Origin of the sequence: Pseudothioclava nitratireducens (genome assembly GCF_029210495.1) — a bacterium.
In the GTDB taxonomy this organism is placed as follows: Bacteria; Pseudomonadota; Alphaproteobacteria; order Rhodobacterales; family Rhodobacteraceae; genus Pseudothioclava; species Pseudothioclava nitratireducens.
Genome location: NZ_JARGDK010000002.1, coordinates 97,435 through 119,064, shown reverse-complemented (window position 1 = coordinate 119,064; position 21,630 = coordinate 97,435). Strand labels below are relative to the sequence as shown.

At 64.8% G+C, this 21,630-nt stretch carries 16 protein-coding genes; 10 read left to right on the top strand and 6 right to left on the bottom strand.

Features of this window, described 5'->3' with window-relative positions; all coding sequences use genetic code 11:
• The first annotated feature begins 236 nt into the window (after window positions 1-236).
• The 3 genes from P0X85_RS02765 to rarD all read left to right on the top strand — a co-directional run bounded on the left by P0X85_RS02765 (window position 237) and on the right by rarD (window position 2,416).
• A complete protein-coding gene (locus P0X85_RS02765) occupies window positions 237-836 on the top strand; it encodes a superoxide dismutase (RefSeq protein ID WP_275808088.1) in 600 nt (199 codons plus the stop codon).
• Window positions 837-979: 143 nt separating this feature from the next.
• Window positions 980-1,423, top strand: coding sequence for a host attachment family protein (locus tag P0X85_RS02760; protein ID WP_275808085.1), 444 nt, complete (start codon window positions 980-982; stop codon window positions 1,421-1,423).
• Window positions 1,424-1,486: 63 nt separating this feature from the next.
• On the top strand, window positions 1,487-2,416 hold the full coding sequence (rarD, locus tag P0X85_RS02755) for an EamA family transporter RarD (protein ID WP_275808082.1): 930 nt from the start codon (window positions 1,487-1,489) through the stop codon (window positions 2,414-2,416).
• On the opposite strand, the gene P0X85_RS02750 is transcribed toward rarD, so the two are convergent.
• On the bottom strand, window positions 2,380-2,937 hold the full coding sequence (locus tag P0X85_RS02750; RefSeq protein ID WP_275808080.1) for an LOG family protein: 558 nt from the start codon (window positions 2,935-2,937) through the stop codon (window positions 2,380-2,382). The genes rarD and P0X85_RS02750 overlap by 37 nt on opposite strands.
• 102 nt (window positions 2,938-3,039) lie before the next feature.
• Here P0X85_RS02750 and P0X85_RS02745 point away from each other — a divergent pair, with 102 nt between their 5' ends.
• Window positions 3,040-4,260, top strand: coding sequence for a LysM peptidoglycan-binding domain-containing protein (locus P0X85_RS02745; RefSeq protein WP_275808077.1), 1,221 nt, complete (start codon window positions 3,040-3,042; stop codon window positions 4,258-4,260).
• Window positions 4,261-4,350: 90 nt separating this feature from the next.
• On the top strand, window positions 4,351-6,192 hold the full coding sequence (locus P0X85_RS02740) for an ABCB family ABC transporter ATP-binding protein/permease (RefSeq protein ID WP_275808074.1): 1,842 nt from the start codon (window positions 4,351-4,353) through the stop codon (window positions 6,190-6,192).
• Between the two features lie 3 nt (window positions 6,193-6,195).
• On the opposite strand, the gene P0X85_RS02735 is transcribed toward P0X85_RS02740, so the two are convergent.
• On the bottom strand, window positions 6,196-9,738 hold the full coding sequence (locus P0X85_RS02735; protein WP_275808071.1) for an efflux RND transporter permease subunit: 3,543 nt from the start codon (window positions 9,736-9,738) through the stop codon (window positions 6,196-6,198).
• Window positions 9,735-10,841, bottom strand: coding sequence for an efflux RND transporter periplasmic adaptor subunit (locus P0X85_RS02730; protein WP_275808068.1), 1,107 nt, complete (start codon window positions 10,839-10,841; stop codon window positions 9,735-9,737). Before P0X85_RS02730 ends, P0X85_RS02735 begins: the two co-directional genes overlap by 4 nt.
• A 230-nt stretch (window positions 10,842-11,071) precedes the next feature.
• Between P0X85_RS02730 and P0X85_RS02725 the strand changes: the two genes are divergently transcribed.
• The 3 genes from P0X85_RS02725 (at window position 11,072) to der (ending at window position 14,684) form a co-directional block, all read left to right on the top strand.
• Window positions 11,072-11,722, top strand: a complete 651-nt coding sequence (locus tag P0X85_RS02725; protein WP_275808065.1) for a tetratricopeptide repeat protein — start codon at window positions 11,072-11,074, stop codon at window positions 11,720-11,722.
• A 72-nt stretch (window positions 11,723-11,794) separates the two neighbouring features.
• A complete protein-coding gene (locus P0X85_RS02720) occupies window positions 11,795-13,111 on the top strand; it encodes an outer membrane protein assembly factor BamB family protein (RefSeq protein ID WP_275808062.1) in 1,317 nt (438 codons plus the stop codon).
• A gap of 58 nt (window positions 13,112-13,169) precedes the next feature.
• Window positions 13,170-14,684, top strand: coding sequence for a ribosome biogenesis GTPase Der (gene der / locus P0X85_RS02715; RefSeq protein WP_275808059.1), 1,515 nt, complete (start codon window positions 13,170-13,172; stop codon window positions 14,682-14,684).
• A 68-nt stretch (window positions 14,685-14,752) separates the two neighbouring features.
• On the opposite strand, the gene P0X85_RS02710 is transcribed toward der, so the two are convergent.
• The 3 genes from P0X85_RS02710 to serS all read right to left on the bottom strand — a co-directional run bounded on the left by P0X85_RS02710 (window position 14,753) and on the right by serS (window position 17,139).
• Entirely contained in the window at window positions 14,753-15,457 is a 705-nt protein-coding gene (locus P0X85_RS02710) for a TspO/MBR family protein (RefSeq protein ID WP_275808056.1), read from the bottom strand.
• Window positions 15,458-15,526: 69 nt separating this feature from the next.
• On the bottom strand, window positions 15,527-15,733 hold the full coding sequence (locus P0X85_RS02705; RefSeq protein ID WP_275808053.1) for a hypothetical protein: 207 nt from the start codon (window positions 15,731-15,733) through the stop codon (window positions 15,527-15,529).
• A gap of 116 nt (window positions 15,734-15,849) precedes the next feature.
• The gene (serS, locus tag P0X85_RS02700) at window positions 15,850-17,139 is read right to left on the bottom strand and encodes a serine--tRNA ligase (RefSeq protein ID WP_275808050.1); all 1,290 of its coding nucleotides are present in this window, start codon (window positions 17,137-17,139) and stop codon (window positions 15,850-15,852) included.
• A gap of 183 nt (window positions 17,140-17,322) precedes the next feature.
• Between serS and P0X85_RS02695 the strand changes: the two genes are divergently transcribed.
• Together P0X85_RS02695 and P0X85_RS02690 are read left to right on the top strand one after the other, a co-directional pair.
• Window positions 17,323-18,303: an efflux RND transporter periplasmic adaptor subunit gene (locus tag P0X85_RS02695; RefSeq protein WP_275808048.1), complete on the top strand. Its 981-nt coding sequence runs from the start codon at window positions 17,323-17,325 to the stop codon at window positions 18,301-18,303.
• Window positions 18,293-21,520, top strand: coding sequence for an efflux RND transporter permease subunit (locus P0X85_RS02690; protein WP_275808044.1), 3,228 nt, complete (start codon window positions 18,293-18,295; stop codon window positions 21,518-21,520). Before P0X85_RS02695 ends, P0X85_RS02690 begins: the two co-directional genes overlap by 11 nt.
• Window positions 21,521-21,630: the final 110 nt, after the last annotated feature.

Sequence of the window (21,630 nt, the reverse complement as noted above, 5' to 3'; positions counted from 1 at the left end):
GCGCTGCCTTCTCTGGCCTCGCGGCCATTCACCCCCGGGATATTTGACGCGATTGGACGCAGGGGGCCATCCGCGGTTCCAATCGCCCGAAATATCCCGGGGGTGAGCGCGGCACGCGCGAGGGGGCAGCGCCCCCTTTTCTGTACTTTTAGGAGCTTCCGTGCCCTTGACCTCGGAACCGCGCGGGCTTCTATAGGTTCTGGAACAGGAACTTTCCTCATAAAGGACGCAAGACAATGGCTTTCGAACTTCCCGATCTTCCCTATGCACATGATGCGCTGGCCGATCTCGGCATGTCTGCGGAGACGATGGAATACCACCACGACCTTCACCACAAAGCCTATGTCGACAACGGCAACAAGCTGATCGCCGGCACCGAGTGGGAGGGCAAGTCTCTCGAGGATATCGTGCGCGGCACCTATCAGGCCGGCGCGGTCGCGCAGAATGGCATTTTCAACAACGCCTCGCAGCACTGGAACCACATGCAGTTCTGGGAAATGATGGGGCCGGGCGGCAAGACGATGCCGGGCGAGCTTGAAAAGGCGATCACCGAGAGCTTCGGCTCGGTCGACAAGTTCAAGGAAGACTTCGCGGCCGCTGGCGCGGGTCAGTTCGGTTCGGGCTGGTGCTGGCTGGTCAAGGATGCGGACGGCTCGCTCAAGGTCACCAAGACCGAGAACGGCGTGAACCCGCTTTGCTTCGGTCAGACCGCGCTTCTGGGCTGCGACGTGTGGGAGCACAGCTACTACATCGATTTCCGCAACAAGCGTCCGGCTTACCTGTCGAACTTCCTCGACAAGCTGGTCAACTGGGAGAACGTGGCTTCGCGCCTGTAATCAGTCTTTCGCACGGAAATAACCCAGGCCCGCCCTTCGGCGGGCCTTTTTCATGCGGCTGCGGCCAATGCGCGCCGGGGCTGGACCTTTGGCAGATCATCCCCATCTCAAGAAGAGGTATCACGCCACGAAAGGAGACAGTCATGTTGCTTGCCAAAGGGATCTGGATCGTTGTCGCGGATGGGGAGAAGGCGCTTGTTCTGGAAAATAGAGGGACGGTCGGGGCGCCCGATCTTGCGCTCGTGTTCCGTGCCGAGGCGCCTGAGGTGATCGAAGCGTCGGACCGTCCCGGACGGATGGCCGATGTGGGGCCGGGGCATCGCAGCGCGATGGAGCAGCCCGATTTCCACCGCCTTACCGCGGAGACATTCGCCGGTGATCTGGTCGAGGTTCTGGCCGCGCGCGCGGGGGCGGGTGCGATGAACAAGCTGGTGCTCGCCGCGCCGCCGCAGGTTCTCGGGGCGTTGCGCGATGCGATGCCGGAGTCGCTAGCCAAGGTTGTCGTTGCCGAGATCGACAAAACCCTGACACGCCATCCGGTCCCTAAAATCGCTGAAATCGTCGCTGCCGAGATCGACAGCCTCTGAGCGGCGCGCTAGGGATAGCGGACGGCGCCGCGCGGTGTGGCCCGACGGAGCGTGGGGCGTCAGATGAGCGAGGCGGCAAAGGGCTTCTGGGCGATGGTTGCGGCCAGCGTGATCTGGGGCCTCTCGGGTCTGTTTTTCAAGGCGCTTCAGGCGGTTCCGCCGCTTGAGGTGCTGGCGCATCGGACGATCTGGTCGACGGTGATGTTCGCGCTTGTGCTGGTCTTTCAGGGGCGGCTCGGGGTTTGGGCGCAGGCGATGCGCTCTCCGGCTGTGCGGATCATGGCCTTGGCGGCGCTGGTGATCTCGCTCAACTGGTTCATCTATATCTGGTCGGTGCAAAGCGGCCATGCGGTCGAGGCGAGCCTTGGCTATTACATCTTTCCGCTGGTGGCGGTGCTGTTGGGCTGGCTGGTGGCCAAGGAGGCACTCGGGCGGGCACAGTGGGTGGCCGTCGGTTTGGCCGCAACGGCGGTGACGATCCTCGGTCTGGGGCTGGGCACGCCGCCTTGGGTTGCACTGATCCTTGCGGGGAGTTTTGGCTCTTACGGGTTGATCAAGAAGCGGCTCGATCTCGGGCCGGTGGTGTCGGTGATGGGCGAGGTCACCCTGCTTCTACCCTTCGCGCTGATCCTCGTGGTCGGCGGTCATCTGGGCGTCGTGCCGCCCTCGCTGGCCGAGGGCCATTTCGGTGGCGTTTGGCTTGAGACGCTGCTTCTGGCGGCCTCGGGGCTGATGACGGCACTGCCGCTGATGCTGTTTTCCTACGCGGCGCGGCGGGTGCGGATGGCAACGGTGGGGCTTGTGCAATACATTAACCCGACACTGCAATTCACTGTCGCAGCACTGATTTTCCTTGAGCCGGTCACCCGCTGGCACGGGATTGCGCTGGCGCTGATCTGGACGGGGCTTGCGCTCTATTCGTGGTCGAGTTGGCGGGGCAAGCCCGCACGCGTGCCTCAGGACAAGGCGCTGGCCAGCACCTCTTCGAGCTGATCGACCGTCTCGACCGTGGTCAGGAAATCGCGCAAGGTTTCAGCCGCGAATCCTTCGGTGATGACATGATCCAGAAGCGCGATGAGCGGCGTCCAGTAGCCCTCGGTATTCAGCAGGAAGATCGGTTTCTCGTGCAGGCCGATCTGGCGCCAGGTGAGCACCTCGAACAGCTCATCGAGCGACCCAGCCCCCCCCGGCAGGACCACAATCGCGTCCGAGTTCATATACATCACCTTTTTGCGCTCATGCATGTTCTCGGTGACGATGAAGGTCGAGAGATCGCGCTTGCCGACCTCCCATTTGAACAGGTGCTCGGGGATCACGCCGAAGGTCTCGGCGCCGGCGGTTTGAGCGGCGCGCGCGACCTCGCCCATAAGCCCCACATCGCCTGCGCCATAGACCAGCCGCCAGCCGCGCGCCGCCAGCATGGAACCCGTTGCGCGGGCGGCCTCGGCATAGGCGGGATGACGCCCGGAACGCGAACCGCAATAGACGCAGACGGAACGGGAGGCGAGGCTCATCGGGACAGTCCTTTCGCGTTGGCGCGTGCCGCTTGAGCGGCGTGTGTCGGGTTGCTACTGTGGCCGAAATGGCGCGCGGCGCAAGACCATAAGGATAAGAAAATGGACACTCCGACGGGTGAGGGAAAATCGGCACAGGCCGGGCTGTTCGGCGGTGCCGTGGCCTTGGTCGTCATCGCGGCGCTGGCGGGGATCTACTGGTACGACCGTACGAAACCCGCGACCGAGACGGTGCCGGAGCCTGTTGCGCTGACAGGTCCCGTCGAGCCGCAGGCGGACCCTGCCACGGCCGAGGCCAAAGTCGAAGTGCCTTCTCCGGAGCCCGTTGCCGATGCAACCGACGCGGAGCCTGTCGTTGAAGCGGCCGAGACGGAGAGCGCGGCGGCACCAGAACCCGTTCTGGCTCAAGCGGCATTTGACGCGTTCCGCGCTGCGCCGGATGGGATGATGACGCTGGCCGGACAGGCCGAGCCGGGGGCGCTGGTGGAATTCCTGCTCGATGGCGTGGTGATCGGATCGGCGACCGCTACGGCGCGCGGGGAATTCGCGGCGGTGCTTGAAGCAGCGCCTTCGGAAAGCGAGCGGCTTCTGAGCTTGCGGGTGACTGGCGCGGATGGGGTTGTCCGCGAGGCCGAGGAGACGCTCGTCGTGCAGCCGGTCGCGGTGGCCGCAGCCGAAGAAGCCGCCGAACCCGCCCCCGTTCCCGCGATTGTCGCCGATGCCGAGGGTGCGCGCGTCTTGGGGGGCGAGGTTGAGCAATTGGTGATCGACACGCTCGCACAGCAGGGCGTCGCCGAGGGCGGCGTGATTTCGGGCCGGGGCGCACCGGTGGGAAGCGTGCTGCGCGCCTATCTCGACAATGCCGAGGTCGGGCTGACCTCGGTCGCGCCGGATGGCAGTTGGTCGATGGTGATCCCGGCGCTGTCGGGCGTCGCGCAACTCCTGCGGATTGACGCGATTGATGCGAGTGGCAAGGTGGTCGCCCGAGCCGAGACAGAGTTGACCCCGGCCGCGCCCGTCGAGGCGGTCGCGCTGGAGACGGAGGCCCTGAGTGAGACCGAGGCGGTTGCCGCGACCGCGCCGGCGCCCGCGGTCGTTCCGGTTGAGGAGGCGATGCCAGCAGCGGTCGCGCCGCAAGCGATGCCCGCGACACCCAAGCCCGTGCAGCGGCTCACCGTGACGCAGGGCAACAGTCTTTGGGCCATTGCGCGCGAGGTTTACGGCGATGGGCTGATGTATGTCCGGGTCTTCGAGGCGAACAAAGGTCAGATCCGTGACCCGGACCTGATCTATCCGGGTCAGGTTTTTGAAATCCCGCAATAGGGCTGGACTTCGCGGGCAGGACACTTAGGTTCTGCGGGCCGGGCGGTAAACCCCCGGCCCGCATTCCATCCGCCAGCAGGACCGCTTAGCATGCCGAAACATCATATCACCGCCTCCGGCAAGATCACGGCCGAGGAGCGCGGCAAAGGGCTGCGCACGATCCGGCAGGTGACGCCCTATCTGTGGCCCGAGGATGCGCCTTGGGTGAAGAAGCGGGTCGTGCTTGCGCTGGGCGCGCTGGTGCTGGCCAAGATCGTTTCGGTCTCAACGCCGTTCCTTTATAAAGCGGCGGTGGATGCGCTGGCGGGCGAAGGGAATGGCACTTGGCTCGTGACGCTGGGGGCGATTGCGCTGACCGTGGCCTATGGCGTGGCGCGGCTGATGACGGTCGGATTTGGCGAGTTGCGCGATGCGCTCTTTGTCCGCGTTGGCCAACGCGCCCTGCGCCAGCTCGCGCTGGAGACCTTCACCCATATTCACCGCCTGTCGATGCGCTATCACATCACGCGCAAGACCGGGGGGCTGAGCCGGATCATCGAACGCGGGGTGAAGGGCGTCGACTTCCTTCTGCGCTTCATGCTGTTCTCGGTGGGGCCGCTGATCCTCGAACTGTCGATGGTGGCGGTGCTGTTCTTCATCCTGTTTGACTGGCGCTATGCGCTGGTCGTGGTGGTGACGATCTGGGCCTATGTAACTTTCACCTTCAAGGTGACCGAATGGCGGGTGCGTGTGCGCCGCCAGATGAACGAGGCCGATACCGCCGCCAACCAGAAGGCCATCGACAGCCTGCTGAACTTCGAGACGGTCAAGTATTTCGGGGCCGAGGCCCGCGAGGCGCGGCGCTATGACGAGTCGATGGAGGGCTATGAGAAGATGGCGGTCAAGACCGGCCAGTCGCTCGCCTTCCTGAACTTTGGACAGTCGCTCATCATCACGGCGGGTCTGATCGGGGTCATGGTGATGGCCGCGATGGGGGTGCAGCAGGGCAAGCTGACGGTGGGCGACTTCGTCATGGTGCAGGCCTATATGATCCAGATCACGATGCCGCTCGGGTTCCTGGGCACGGTTTACCGCGAGATCCGTCAGGCGCTGGTCGATATGGGCGAAATGTTCGATTTGTTGCATCAACCCGCTGAAATCGAGGATAAGCCCGGTGCAGATGTTCTGAAAGTGCAGGGCGGGGCGGTCGAATTCGACAAGGTGGAGTTCGCCTATGACCCGACGCGGCCGATCCTCAAAGGAATTTCGCTGAGCGTTCCGGCGGGGCAGACGGTGGCGCTGGTCGGGCCCTCGGGGTCGGGCAAGTCGACGATTGGGCGGCTCATGTTCCGTTTCTATGACGTGACCGGGGGGGCGGTGCGCATCGACGGGCAGGACCTGCGCGATGTGACGCAGGACAGCCTGCATGCCGCGATCGGGGTGGTGCCGCAGGATACCGTGCTTTTCAACGACTCGATCCGCTACAACATCGCCTATGGCCGCGATGGCGCGAGTGAGGACGAGATTGTCGCCGCCGCCAAGGCCGCGAAGATCCACGATTTCATCGTGTCGCTGCCCGAGGGCTACGACACGGCGGTGGGGGAGCGGGGGCTCAAGCTCTCGGGCGGCGAGAAGCAGCGCGTCGGTATCGCGCGGACCATTCTCAAGAACCCGCCGATCCTGCTTTTGGACGAGGCGACCTCGGCGCTCGACACCCAGACCGAGCGTGACATCCAGACCAGCCTCAAGGCGATGGGCGAAGGGCGCACGGTTATAACCATCGCCCACCGGCTCTCGACGATTGCCGATGCCGATCAGATCGTGGTGCTCGAAAAGGGCGAGATTGTCGAGCGCGGGCGCCATGACGAATTGCTCGCCCATCGCGGGCGCTATGCACAGATGTGGGCGCGCCAGTCCGCCGAAGAGGCCGAGGAAGAGGCCGCCGCAAGCTAAGGCTTATTCGGCGGCCCGTCCGATCACGGCTGCGGGGGGCGGGGGCTCGGGCGTGTCCCAGAGGATCTCGGTGCCGCGCATCTTGCGGGCCGCCCGCTCCAATGCGAGATCGCGCGATGCCTGACTGTCGGTGCCCTGCATCAGCGCCGAGAGCGCCTTGACCGAGCGATAGGCCCCCGCGCCGAACCAGATCCGCGCCGCCAGCAGCGCGGGCGTCAGGATCAGCGTGAGGATCGTCGCCGTGCCCAGCCCGAACACGACCGCCGTGGCAAGCTGTGTCCACCACAAGGCGGTTGGGCTGTTGATCGAATAGCCGCCATTGATGAAGTCGAGCGAAAGCCCGAACATCATCGGCGCAAGCCCTGCCATCGTCGTGATCGTGGTGAGGGCCACCGGGCGCAGCCGCTGTTCGGCGGTGCGGATCACGGCCTCGATGGGCGGCATGTAGCGCTGGAATTCCTGGAATGTGTCGATCAGGATGATGTTGTTGTTCACAACGATCCCCGCCAAAGCGACGATGCCGACCCCGGTCATGATGATCGAGAAGGGTTGCCCCATGATCAGCATCCCCAAGAGCACCCCCGCCGTCGACAGGATTACCGCGAGCAGCACCAGAACCGAGTTGTAGAAGCTGTTGAACTGCGCCAGCAGGATCACGAACATGAGCGCCAGCGCGCCCGCGAACGCCTTGGACAGGAAGGCCTGACTTTCGGACTGATCGACCATGTCGCCCGCCCATTCATAGGTCACGCCGGGGGGCAATTCAGCCTCGGTATCGAGCCACTCCCCAAGCGCCGTGATCCGTTCGTTGCCATTGATCGGCTCGCCGTCCTCATTGCTCAGCCCCGGCAGCACATCGGCCTTTACGTCGAAATACCGCGTCTGATCGACGCGGTCGATCCGGCCGAGTTTCTGCACCGGCTCACGGGTGATGAAATTCGCAAGCGGCACCAGACCTTCGGAGGTGCGCAGCTTGAGCGTGTCGAGGGTCGAAAGCAGGCGGTCTTCCTCGGGCAGCCGGACGCGGATCTCGATTTCTTCATCCGAGCTTTCGACGCGCATCGTGTCAAGCAGGATGCCGCGCGTCACGAGTTGCACCATGCCGCCCACCGTCGCCACATCGGCGCCAAAGCGGCCCGCACGGGTCACGTCGACATCAACCTCCCAGTCGATGCCGGGCAGGGGGCGGGTGTCCTCGATCGCGGTGACGCCGGTCATCGTCGCCATATGTGCGGACACGTAATCGACCGCCGCGCTCAGCGTGTCGAAATCGTCGCCCTTGAGCCGAAGCTGGATCGGTTTACCCGAGGACGGCCCCCGATCCTGTGCGAGAAATTCGGCCTTGATCCCGGGGATGGCGGTGATGCGCGCCATCACCCGCTCCATGATCAGGTCGCCATCCAGATCGGGGTCGTCCTTGCGCTCTTCCCAGCGGTCCATCTCGACCTGAATCTGGCCGATCGTATCGCGGGGCGCGACGGCGCCGCCGGTATTCTGGTTCAGCCCGCCTTCACCCGCGAAGGAGAAGACAGCCGCAACACCCGGCGTGCCGATCACCTGCGTCTCGGCCATGCGCAAGAGCGCGTCCTTCTCCGCCAGCGACAGGTTGCCCCGCGCGCGGACATAGACGATCCCCTGCTCGACCTCTGAATCCACGAAGAACTGGGTGCCGTTATTGTTCTGGCCATAATAGGTGAAGATGAACATGACCGCGCCGACCACCGCGCCGAAGGTCACCAGCGGCATCACCGGGTTGCCCGCGATGAAGCCGATGACATGGCCGAAGGGGCGGCGGCGATAGGCGGGTTCGATGGGTTTGGGCGCGCGTTTCGGCTTGGCCGCGGTGAGCGTGATCGAGGACAGCATCGTCGCCAGCAGGAACAGCACCATCCCCGGCACCGACGCCATGTAGCTGCCCGAGGGCACCCGCGTGCCGGACAGGTAGCCGGGGTTCAGCGTCAGCATCGCACCGAGGAACACCAAGCCGATCGAGACCAACGCCAGCACAAGCCGCAGCCAGTAGGGCCAATGCTCGATCACCTTCGCGCCCTGATCGAGCCGCCGCGACAGCCGCCCGAAAACGCCCCCCACGACGGGCACATAGATCAGCGCGACGACGAGGCTTGCGGACAGCACGAAGATGATCGTGACCGGCAGCATGCCCATGAACTCACCGGGCACGCCGGGCCAAAAGAGCATCGGCAAGAAGGCACAGAGCGTGGTCGCGGTGGAACTGACGACGGGCCAGAACATGCGCTTGGCGGCCTCGGTATAGGCGCGCATGGGGCCCGCGCCCTGGCCGATCCGCATATCGGCATATTCGACGATGACGATGGCCCCGTCGACCAGCATCCCGACCGCAAGGATCAGCCCGAACATCACGATATTCGAGATCGGCACGCCCATGGCGCCCAAAAGCAGGAAGGTCAGCAGGAAGGAGGTCGGGATCGAGAAGCCGACCAGCAGCGCCGAACGGGTGCCCAGCGTCGCCAGCACGACGATCATCACCAGCGCAATCGCGGTCAGCACCGAGCCTTCGAGCTGGCTGACCATGGCGCCCACGGTCTTCGACTGGTCGAGCGAGATGCCGACATCGACCGCGTCTTGCAGCGGTTCGGGCCAGCGCGCCTCTTCGGCGGCGACGGTCTCGCGCACGAGCGCAACCGTGTCGATGATGTTGAAGCCTTTGCGCTTCACCACCTGCAATGCGACCGTGGTCTCGCCGTTGAACCGCGCCGTGCCGGTGCGATCTTCGAAGGTGAGGCGGATTTCGGCCAGATCTCCCAGCGTCACGACGCGTTCGCCATTGGTCTTGATCGGCACGGCATAGACATCCTGCACGGCGTCGAAAGAGCCGGGGATCTTGACCGAGAAGGCGCCGCCTTCGGTCTCGACTTCACCCGCCGCGATGAGCTGGTTGTTGGCTTGAAGATTGGCGATCAGTTCCGCGGCGGTGACGTTGTAAGCCTCGAGCTTGAGCGGGTCGATCACCACTTCGAGCATCTCGTCGCGGTGGCCGGCGAGCGTGGCCTCCAGCACCGGCTCCAGCCCCTCAAGTTTGTCCTGCAACTCTTTGGCAAGGCGTAGCAAAGTCCGCTCTGGCGCGGCGCCCGACAGGGTCACGACGACAACCGGAAACTCGGAAAAATTGATCTCGTTGATCGAGTATTTCTCGAACCCGTCGGGGAATTTGCCCTCGGCGGTGTTCATCGCGTCGCGCACGTCAGCGATGATCTTGGTCTTGTCCCAGCCGAAGTCGAATTCGAGCATCAGCCCGGCGTAGTTCTCCATCGCGGTGCCCGACATGGTCTTGAGCCCGTCGAGATCGGCCAGCTCGGTCTCCATGATCTTGACCAGCAGCTTTTCGCTGTCGGCGGCCGAGATGCCGGGGAAAGGCACCGAGACAAAGAGCGTCGGGATCTCGATATCCGGCTCGCCTTCCTTCGGCAGGCCGATATAGGCGAAGAGGCCCGCGATGATGGTCATCGCCACGAAGGCGAGCACCATTCGCGCGCGGGCTGCGGCCCAATCGACCAGCCCGATCATTGCGTGGCTCCTGCGGTGGAGCCCGGCGCGCCTTCGACCATGGTCACGGCGAGGGCGGCGCCATCGGTGACGTAATCCTGCCCGACGACGATCACGTCCGCCGCCTCCGGCAGCCCGGTGACCCAGACCCCTTCGCGGGTGTCGCGCAAGAGTTGCGCAGGCGCAAAACGGGCCACGCCGTCAACGGCGAGGCGCACGCCCAGCCGTCCGCTGTCATCGAGCGTCAGCACCGAGGCGGGCAGCAAATGCGCCTGCGTGCCGGGGGCGGAGATGATCATTTCGACGGTTTGGCCCTCGCGGATGGAGCGGTCGGGATTGGCGACCTCGGCCTCGATGCGGAAGGTGCGGGTGGCGGTATCGGCCGAGCGCGACAGATAGCTTATCCGGCCCGTCACCTCGCGCCCGGTGGCGAGCCGCGCCCCCACCATCGCGCCCGGTTCGATCCGGTCGATCTCGGTCTCGGCGACATAGCCCACGAGCTTGATCGGATCGAGCGCGGTGACCGTCGCGCAGAGCCCGCCTGCCGACAAAAGCGCGCCCAGTTCGGCGCTGTCCTCTTCAAGGATGCCCGCGAAGGGGGCGGTGATGGTCAGGCGCTCGATCTCGCGGCGGGCGGCCTCGACACCGGCTTGCGCGGCCTGAAGGCTGGCCTGCGCGCCAGCGGCGGCGGTCTCCGAGCGGTAACCGCCCTGTTGCAGCTTTTCGGCGGCGGTTGCGGCAAGCCGGGCCTCGGCCAGTTTCGCTTCGGCTTCCTTGAGGCTGGCCGCGCGCGTGCCCGGATCAAGGCGACAAAGCACGTCGCCCGTCTGCACCTCGGCGCCCCGGCGCAGGGGATCGGAAATCACGGTCCCGGTGGTTTCCGCACGCACCTCGACGCGCCGGGCGGCCTCGGTCTGGCCGCGCGTCAGAACGCCCTGATCGACCGATGCCGCGACCGAGTGGATCACCTGCACAGGAACCGTCTTGGCGGCTTCGGCCTGCTGGGTCGCCTCGGCTTCGGTCCGGTCCTGACCGGCAAAGCTCATCAGGCGGTCCCGCTCAAACACCAGCGCATAGAGCGCCGCGCTGACCAGAACGGCATTGACGATAGGCACAATCTTCATCGGGCGGGCTCCTCGGTGGCGTCTATGGGCGTTGCGCGGCTGCGATCCGCGGCGCCCGTCCGGATGTAAATGAACGATACGGTTTAAAATAGGGCCGAGAGAGGGCCGGCTCAAGGCCCTTCTTGCGCCCGCTTCCAAGGCTGGCCTTGGCAAGCCCGGACCTTGTGTTTAAGAGGGTCTGAACAGGTCCGGCCCGTAAGCGGGTCCCAAGTAACAAAGGCTCCGAGCCCATGAGCGAAACCGATAGTTTCATTGACGAAGTCACCGAAGAGGTCCGCCGTGACCGGCTGTTCGCGCTGATGCGCAAATATGGCTGGATCGGGATTGTCGCGGTGCTGGCCATCGTCGGCGGTGCGGCCTTCAACGAATGGCAAAAGGCCAAGGTGCGCGCGGCTTCCGAAGGGTTTGGGGATTCGATTCTGGCGGCGATGGAAAGCGACGATGCTGGCGCTGCTCTGGCGGCGATCGAGGGCGTCGAGGGTGCGCAGCGCGCGGCCCTGTTGCAGATCATGATCGCAGGTGAAGCGCAGAAGGCGGGCAAGCCCGCAGAGGCCGCCGCCGCTCTGGCTTCGGTGGCGCAGGATGCAAGCCTGCCGCGCAGCCTGCGCGATCTGGCACAGCTTAAGGCGGTGATGCTGGGCGACGCGGCGATGGATGCGTTCGCGCGTGCCGCTGCGCTTGAGCAACTGGCGGCTCCGGGGGCGCCTTATCGCCCGCTCGCCATGGAGCAGCAGGCGCTGGCGGCGCTGGCCGCAGGCGACCGGGACGGCGCGATTTCGCTGTCGAAACAGATTCTTGACGAAGCTGGCGCCACGCCGGGCTTGCAACAACGCGCGACAGAGTTGATGGTGGCGCTTGGGGCCGATCCGGCGGCCGAGTAAAGACGAAACGCCCTTCGATCACCGAAAGGCGGGGCCGCAGGCGGTCCGACAAGAGGGCAGGGGGAAGACGCGGTGAAGCTGATCCACGCATTCGCAGTGTTCGGGGTGGCTGCGGCCATGGCGGGCTGTGCGCCCAAGGAGATCATCCTTGAAGGAGAGCGGATCGACCCGCGCGACGTGTTGCGCGACGAAATTCCCGCCGACGAGGCCGTCACCCGTGACACCGCGATTGCGCTGCCCGCACAAGTTTCCAACGCCGAGTGGACGCACCGCGCCGGAAGCCCGACCCATGCGCTGGTCAATGCTGCGCTGGGCTCAGGCACTGCGCTCCAATGGGTGGCGCCGATCGGGCAAGGCGCGGGGCGCAAGCATCGCATCACCGCCGATCCGGTGGTCTCGGGCGGGCGTATCTATACGATGGACAGCCGCGCGCATGTCGTTGCGACGGGGACCAATGGCGCGACGCTTTGGCAGGCGGATCTCACGCCGAGCGCGGACAATGCCGACGACGCCTCGGGTGGCGGTCTTGCGGTCTCGGGCGGCAAGCTGTTCGTGACCACCGGCTTTGGTGAGCTGGTTGCGCTTGATGCGGCGACCGGCGCCGTTGCCTGGCGGCAAGAGTTCGATGCGGCGGTCGGTGGCGCGCCCACCGTTTCGGGCGATATGGTTTATGTCGTGGCGCGCGATAGCTCGGCTTGGGCGATCCGCACCTCGGATGGCAAGGTCAAATGGCAGCTTCCGGGCACGCCGAGCGCCTCGGCCATGACCGGGGTCTCGGCACCGGCTGTGAACGATCGCATGGTCGTCTTCCCCTTCGCCAGCGGCGAGATGATCGGCGCGCTCAAGAATGGCGGGCTGAAATTGTGGCAATCCTCGGTGCCGGGCGCGCGTCCGGGCCGGGCCTATGCCAAGATCGCGGACCTGACAGGCGATCCGGTCATCGTGGGCGAGACGGTCTATGCGGGCTCTTCGGCGGGTAAGCTGGCCGCGTTCGAGCTTGGCTCTGGCACGCGTCTTTGGACCGCGACTGAGGGTGCCAACGCGCCGGTTCAGGTGGCTGGCGGCTCTGTATTCAGTGTGACCGACGAGGGTCGCCTTGTGCGGCTCGATGCGGCGGACGGGTCCGAAATCTGGGCGGTGGAGCTGCCCTATTTCATCAAGGACAAAATCAAGAAGCAAAAGGCGATTCACGTCCATTACGGCCCGGTTCTGGCGGGCGGGCGGCTATATGTTGCTTCCTCGGACGGGCTGATGCGGGTCTTCGATCCGGCCACCGGCGCGCAGATCGCCAGTGCCGAGATCCCGGGCGGTGCCGCCACCAACCCGGTCGTCGCGGGTGGCACGCTCTATGTCGTGAATGCGGATGGTAAGCTTCTGGCTTTCCGTTGACGCAATTGCGGTGTAAGGGGGCTGCTTTACCCCCTCAAAGCCCCTGTGGAGGCTACAGATGAGCTTTACCCTTGCGATCGTCGGCCGCCCCAATGTCGGCAAATCGACGCTGTTCAACCGGCTGGTCGGCAAGCGGCTGGCGCTGGTCGATAACACGCCCGGCGTGACCCGCGACCTGCGCGAGGGGGATGCCCGTCTGGGAGACCTCAAGTTCATCGTGATCGACTCGGCGGGTCTCGAACTGGCCGAGGACGAAAGCCTTCAGGGTCGGATGCGCCGCCTGACCGAGCGCGCCGTGGAAGAGGCCGATATCTGCCTGTTCCTCGTCGATGCGCGCGTGGGCGTGACCCCGGCGGACGAGATTTTCGCCGACATCCTGCGCCGCAAGAACGCGCATGTGATCCTCGCGGCCAACAAGGCCGAGGGCCATGCCGGTGATGCGGGCGCGATGGAGGCCTGGTCGCTGGGCCTTGGCGAGCCGCTGCGGATTTCGGCCGAGCATGGTGAGGGGCTCGACGATCTCTATGCGGTGCTGAAGCCGCTCGCGGACGAATTCGCGGCCGCCCGCGCGGCCGACCTGCCCGAAACCGATGTCGAGATCGAAGAGGGTGATGAGGACGAAGAACCCGCCTACCAGCCGCCGAGCGCCGCCAAACCGCTGCAACTCGCGGTGATCGGGCGCCCGAATGCGGGTAAATCGACGCTGATCAACAAGATCCTTGGCGAAGACCGTCTGCTGACCGGACCCGAGGCAGGGATCACCCGCGACGCGATCTCTGTGACCGCCGATTTCATGGGCACGCCGATGCGGATCTGGGACACGGCGGGCATGCGCAAGAAGGCCAAGGTGAACGACAAGCTCGAAAAGCTGTCGGTTGCGGACGGTCTGCGCGCCGTGCGTTTCGCCGAGGTGGTTGTGGTGCTGCTCGACGTGAATATCCCCTTCGAGCAGCAGGACCTTCGGATCGCCGATTTCGCCGAGACCGAAGGGCGGGCCGTGGTCGTGGCGGCCAACAAATGGGACCTCGAAGAGGACAAGCCCGAGAAGCTCAAGGAACTGCGCGAGGCGTTCGAGCGCCTGTTGCCGCAGTTGCGCGGCGCGCCGCTGGTAACCGTGTCGGCCAAGACCGGCAAGGGGCTCGACCGGCTGCATAACGCGATCCTCAAGGCGCATGAAATCTGGAACCGCCGGATCTCGACCGCGAAGCTGAACAACTGGCTGGTCGCAATGACCGAGGCGCACCCGCCGCCCGCACCTGGTGGCCGCCGCATCAAGCTGCGCTACATCACGCAGGCCAAGACGCGGCCCCCGGCCTTTGTCATCAAGGCGACCCATACCGACAAGATTCCCGAAAGCTATGGGCGCTATCTGGTCAACGGGTTGCGCGACGATTTCGACATGCCGGGCACGCCGATCCGCATCTATTTCCGCGATCAGGGTAAGGCAAACCCCTATAAAGACAGGAAAAAGTCGATCCCGTCACGGCTCAAGAAGCACGTGGATGCGAAGAAGCAGGCGGCGCATAAGGCGGCGGCTGCCGTCAAGCGCGCGGCCAAGAAGCAAGACGACTGAGCCTTTCATCAAGCGGCAGATATTCTCGCCGGAGGCAGGCCAAGCCTGCCTCTGGCCGCGCGTGCGGATCAGGCGGGTCGCGGCAACCAGGGCCGCACCGTGAGGGCGCCAAGTGCGAGCGCATAGACCCCTGCGGTGAGCATCACAACCGCATCGCCCCAGTTCTCGACGAAGATGCCGAACAGCGCCCAGATCACGCCGAGCGGGTAGCTTACCGGCGGGTCCGTCTGCGCTGTGACCCAGAGCGCAACGGCGGCCACCAGTGTCAGTAGCACGAGCGAGACCGCAAGCTCGGAGCCGATGCCATAGCCGATCAGCACGACCCCCGTGCCGACCCCGCTCGCGGCGGTAAGCCAGCCGGCATAAAGCCCAATCGGCGCGGCCAGAAGTGCGGGCGGGCGGTGCGCCAGCCGCGTCATCGCCCAGATCGCGGTAGCGGCCATGACCCAGATTTGCACCGTGGCGAGAACCGGCTGTGCGGTGGCGACCTGAAGCCAGCTTGCCCCCAAGGCGAGCGAGATGAACATCCCCCAACGTGGGCAATCCCAGACGGGGTTATCGGCCTCGCGCCACAGCCCCCAACCGGCCATGGCCAGAAGCGCGGCATAGATCACACCCCAGATCGCAAAGGCCCAGCCCGCGGGCTGGATCGCAGGGTCTATCGGTGGGATCGGGAAGTCCGAGGGCTCATAGCCGCGGAAAGACGGCGCGAAATAAGGGGAGACCACGAAAATCAGCGTGGCCGTCAGCAGCAAAATCGCCTTCATACGCATAGGATCGCCTTTCAGAACACCTGCACGCGTGAAACGCGCCGCGCGGCGTTTGGTTCCTCGCGGGATCGTTCAGAGAAAGCCCATGCGCTGCAAGGCGCGTTCCGCCCTGTCGCGTATCGGGCCACTTTGGGTCAGTGTGACGCGGTTGAGGTCGTGCACGACCCGCGACAGCGCGCGCCGGGCGAGAAGCCCGGCCACGTGGTCGGGCATCCGTTCGCGGTCAATGGCGAGGATTTTGCGGGTCTCGCGGTCGATTTCGGAGAGGCTGCGGGTCATGGCGGACACTCCTGCCTGGATGAGTCGTCCCACCTTAGCACCAAACAGTGCCCTACGCAGCGCGACGGGATGGCGCTGCCGGATATCTCCGCATCGCCCCCGTGCGTGCCGTAAAATTAAACGAGGTGCCCGTCGACGAGGCGCGTTTTGCCGCCGAGATAGGGGTGCAGCGCGTCCGGCAGTGTGACCGAACCATCCGCCTCTTGCCCGTTTTCGAGCACCGCGATCAGGCAGCGCCCGACCGCTAGGCCGGAGCCGTTCAGCGTCGCCACGAAATCCGGTTTGCCGCCCGCTGCGGGCTTGAAGCGCGCGTTCATGCGGCGGGCCTGGAACTGGCCACAGGTCGAGACCGAGCTGATCTCGCGGTATTTGTCCTGTCCGGGCAGCCAGACCTCGAGGTCATAGGTCTTTTGCGCGCCAAAGCCCATGTCGCCCGTGCAAAGCACGATCTTGCGATAGGGCAGGCCGAGGCGTTCCAGCACGGTTTCGGCGCAGCGGGTCATGCGCTCGTGTTCCGCGATGGCGGTTTCAGGATGGCAGATCGTGACCATCTCGACTTTCTCGAACTGGTGCTGGCGCAGCATGCCCGACGTGTCCTTGCCCGCCGACCCGGCCTCGGAGCGGAAGCAGTTGGTATGCGCGACCATGCGCAGGGGCAGGGCGTTCTCGTCGAGCACGTCGCCGGCGCTGTAATTGGTCAGGGTGACCTCGGCGGTCGGGATCAGCCACCAGCCATTGGTCGTCTGATAGCTGTCCTCCGAGAATTTCGGCAACTGCCCGGTGCCCAGCATCGCCTCGTCGCGCACCAGAACGGGGGTGATATTCTCGCTCAGGTCATGCTCGTCGACATGCAGGTCGAGCATGAATTGCGCCAGCGCCCGGTGGACGCGGGCCACACCGCCCTTGAGCACGACGAAACGCGATCCGGAGAGCTTGGCGGCGGTGCCGAAATCCATATTGGCACCGACACCCGACAGTTCGAAATGCTCTTTCGGAGCGAAATCGAGCTTGCGCGGCTCCCCCCAGGTCGAAATCTCGACGTTGTCGTCCTCATCCGCACCCTGCGGCACCTCCTCCAGCGGCAGGTTCGGGATGGTCAGAAGGATGTCGCGCAGTTCGGCGTCCTTGGCGGACGCTTCGGCCTGCATCGCGGCCACTTCGGTTTTCTTCTCGGCCACCAACGCACGGAGGCGCTCGAACTCGGCTTCGTCCCCTTTTGCCTTGGCCGCGCCAACCTGTTTCGAGGCGGCGTTCTGCTCGGCCTGTGCGGTTTCCGCCGCAAGGATCGCTGCGCGGCGGGCCTCGTCGAGGGCGAGGATGCCGGGCGACAGCGCGCTCAGCCCACGGCGCGCAAGCGCTGCGTCGAACTGCTCGGGATTTTCACGAATGGCGCGGATGTCGTGCATGGGTCACCTCTTTGCTGGCGCTTAAGCGTTTAGCGCATGAAATTGACAGGCGAAAGCCCCGCGCTGGCCTGATACAAATCAAGGCGGAAACTCTTGCTTGAGGGTTGAATTTTCGGTAAGAGACGACACATTCAAAAACCGGAATGTAAGGCCCTGCGCCGCCGGAAGGGAAGGACCAGAACCATGAACGCCAAGATCCTGCCGCTCGCGCTTGTCGCGCTGAGCCTGTCATTCGCGGCCCGCGCCGAAGGGCCCTATACCGTTCAGCCCGCGCCGATGACCGACTGGAAGGCGGTTTACGGGCAGGTGGAGGCCAAGGACATGATCCCGGCACGGGCGCGTCTCGGCGGCACGCTGGTTGATCTCTCGGTGTCCGAGGGCGATCAGGTGCAGGCGGGGCAGCCGCTGGGGCGGATCGTCGATGAGAAAATCGCGTTTCAACTGGGGGCGGTCGATGCGCAGCTTAACGCGCTGACTGCGCAGCTTGAGAATGCGCAGGCCGAACTTGCGCGCGGCGAGGCGCTGCTCAGCCGGGGCGTGACCACGGCGCAGCAACTCGACAGCCTGCGCACGCAGGTCAATGTGCTCGAAGGTCAGATCGCCGCGCAACAGGCGCAGCGCCGGGTGGTCGAGCAACAGCAGACCGAGGGTGAAGTTCTGGCACCGATCTCGGGGCGCGTGCTGACGGTGCCGGTTGCCAAGGGCGCGGTTGTCATGGCCGGGGAGCCGGTGGCCACCATCGGCGGCGGCGGGTTCTTCCTGACGCTCGCTGTGCCGGAGCGCCATGCTGGCGCGCTGACCGAGGGTGACACGATCACCATCGAGACCGCCGACGGCGACAAAGAGGGCGTGCTGGCGAAGGTTTACCCCTCGATCGAGAATGGCCGCGTCGTGGCCGATGTTGATGTGCCCGATCTGGACGCGGGCTTCGTGAACGCGCGGGTGCTGGTGCGTCTTCCCATGGCCGTGCGCGAGGCGCTTTCGGTGCCTGCTGACCTGATCCGAACCCATGCGGGGCTGGATTTCGTGGTGGTGCAAGAGGGCGAGACGCTCAGCGAGCGCGCGATCGTTCCGGGCACCCGCTTCGTGGTGGATGGTGTCGAGATGGTCGAGATCCTGACCGGTCTGCAAGGCGGCGAAACGGTGGTGGCGCATGAGCACTGATCTGAACAACGCCTCCGAAGGGGCTGAAGTCCCAGAGGAAAAGCTTGGGATCGCTGGCAAGCTGACCAAGGCTTTCATCGAATCCGCGCTCACGCCCTTGATGATCCTCGCGGCGCTCGCCGTGGGCTTTGTCGCGCTGATCTCGCTCCCGCGCGAGGAAGAGCCGCAGATCTCGGTGCCGATGGTGGATATCCATATCCAGGCGCCGGGCCTCAAGGCCGAGGACGCGATGAAGCTCGTGACCGAGCCGATGGAGACCATCGTCAAGGGCATCAACGAGGTCGAGCATGTCTACTCGCAAACCTCGGATGACTATGCGCTGGTGATGGCGCGGTTCATCGTCGGAACCTCCGCGGATTCCGCGATTCTGCGCGTCCATGAGAAGGTGCGCGCCAATATGGACCGTATCCCGGTGGGCATTGCCGAGCCGATGATCGTCGCGCGCGGTATCGACGATGTGGCGATCGTTTCGCTGACACTGTCGGGCAAGCCCGGTTCGGATGTCAGCGCCAATGAGCTGACGCGGATCACCCGCGAATTGCAGACCGAGGTCACCAAGATCGAGAATGTGGGCCTGTCCTATATCGTGGGCGAGGCGCATGAGGCGATCCGCATCGCGCCCGACCCGGAGAAGCTTGCGCTGTATGGGATCACGCTGCAATCGCTGAGCTACAAGGTGCAGCAGGCGAACCGGTCCTTCAATACCGGCAAGCTGCGCGATGGCGGCGAGCAGATCGACCTCGTCGCGGGCGAGACCCTGACTGCGCCCGCCGAAATCGCGGGGCTGTTGCTGACGGCGCGCGATGGGCGTCCGGTCTATGTCTCCGACGTGGCGGATGTGAGTTTTGTCCCTGACACGTCGGATCATCTGGTGGCCAATGTCACCCGCGCCGAGGATGGCACGATCCAGCGCCGCCCGGCGGTGACGCTTGCCGTGGCCAAGCGCGCGGGCGCCAATGCCGTGGTCGTGGCCGAGGAAATCCTGCACCGTGTCGAAGAGCTGAAGGGCGAGCTGATCCCCGAGGAGATCGAGGTTCAGATCACCCGCGACTATGGCGAAACCGCCAATGAAAAGGCCAACGAGCTGCTGTTCCACCTTGGCCTTGCGACGGTGTCGATCATCGCGCTTGTGCTCTTTGCGATTGGCTGGCGCGAGTCCATCGTGGTCGCCATCGTGATCCCGGTGACGATCCTGCTCACGCTGTTTGCGGCCAATATCATGGGCTACACGCTCAACCGCGTTTCGCTGTTCGCGCTGATCTTCTCGATCGGGATTCTGGTCGATGATGCCATCGTGGTGATCGAGAATATCGCCCGCCACTGGGGCCTCAAGACGCCGGGGACCCGCGTGCAAAAGGCGATCAGTGCCGTTGCCGAAGTCGGGAACCCGACCATCGTGGCGACGCTGACGGTGGTGGCGGCGCTTTTGCCGATGCTCTTCGTGTCGGGTCTGATGGGGCCCTACATGTCACCGATCCCGTCGAATGCTTCGGCGGCGATGATCTTTTCGTTCTTCGTGGCGGTGATCATCACGCCCTGGCTGATGGTGAAGATCGCGGGCAAGGCACCGCTGCATCATCACGAGGGCGAGCATGGCGGCAAGCTGGGCGCGCTTTATGCCCGCGTGGCCAAGCCGATCCTTGCGACGAAGAGGGCCTCGGGGCTGTTCCTGCTGGTCACGGTCGTCTTGTCCTTCGGCTCGCTGGGGCTGCTGTACACCAAGCATGTGACGGTGAAACTTCTGCCCTTCGACAACAAGTCGGAACTGTCGGTGGTGATCGACCTGCCCGAAGGGGCCTCGGTCGAGGATACCGATATGGTCGCGCAGCGTGTGGCGGCTGTGGTTACCGAACTGCCCGAGGTGCTTTCGGTGCAGACCCATGCCGGGGCGGCCGCGCCGTTCAACTTCAACGGGCTGGTGCGTCACTACTACCTGCGCGCCTATCCGTGGCAGGGCGATGTGCAGATCAACCTCACCAACAAGACTGAGCGCGACCGCAGCTCGCATGAAATCGCGCTCGATATTCGTGAGCGGATCATGCAGCTTCCGGTGCCCAAGGGCACGAGCCTGAAAACCGTCGAGCCGCCGCCCGGCCCGCCGGTGATCTCGACGCTGCTGGCCGAAGTCTACGGTCCCGATGCCGAGACGCGCCGTGCGGCTGCGGCCAAGATCCGTCAGGCCTTCGAGAGCGTGCCCTATATCGTCGATGTGGATGACAGCTTTGGCGAGCAGGCCCGCCGTCTGCGCGCGACGGTCAATTCCGACGATCTGGAGTTCTTCCAGGTTCAGGAAAGCGATGTGTTCGACACGCTGGGCCTCCTGAACGGTTCGACCACGGTCGGCTATTCGCATCGCGGCGAGGGGCGTGCGCCGCTGCCGATCGTGGTGGAGCGCGCCAAGGGCGCCAAGGTGATGGACGAGGCGACCTTGTCGACGCCGATCCCGCAAAACGTCCTGCCGGGCGCGCGAGGGGTCGTGGAACTTGGCGATGTTGTCACCATCCGCGAGGAGCGCGCGAGCTTCCCGATCTTTCGCCATAACGGGCGCGAGGCCGAGATGGTTACAGCCGAACTCGCCGGGACCTTCGAGGCGCCACTTTACGGCATGATCGCGGTGTCGGACGCGCTCGACAGCATCGACTGGGCCGAGGGCGAACGCCCGGAAATCAGCCTTCATGGCCAGCCTGAGGACGAGAGCAAAGTCACGCTTCTGTGGGACGGCGAATGGGAGGTGACCTGGGTCACGTTCCGCGACATGGGCGCGGCCTTTGGTGTGGCGCTTCTGGGGATCTATATCCTCGTCGTCGCGCAGTTCGGCTCGTTCCGCCTGCCGCTGGTGATCCTGACGCCGATCCCGCTCACATTCCTTGGGATCATGGCCGGACACCTGATCTTTGGCGCGCCGTTCTCGGCGACCTCGATGATCGGTTTCATCGCGCTGGCGGGCATCATCGTGCGCAACTCGATCCTGCTGGTCGATTTCATCCGCCATGCCGATACGACCGGCAAATCGGATATCGACATCCTGATCGAGGCGGGCGCGATCCGGTTCAAGCCGATCCTTCTGACGGCGATTGCGGCGATGATCGGCGCGGTGGTGATCCTCGCGGACCCGATCTTCCAAGGCCTTGCGATTTCGCTGCTGTTCGGGTTGCTCAGTTCGACCCTGCTGACGGTGCTGGTGATTCCCGCAATTTACCGCATCTTCAAGACCTGAGCGGGGCGCATAGGCGCAACTGTTCCGGAGTTGAAAACAATACGCGCCCCTTTTGGGGCGCGTTTCCTTTTCACCGATCAATACGCGCGCGATTGCGGCAATTCTTGGGC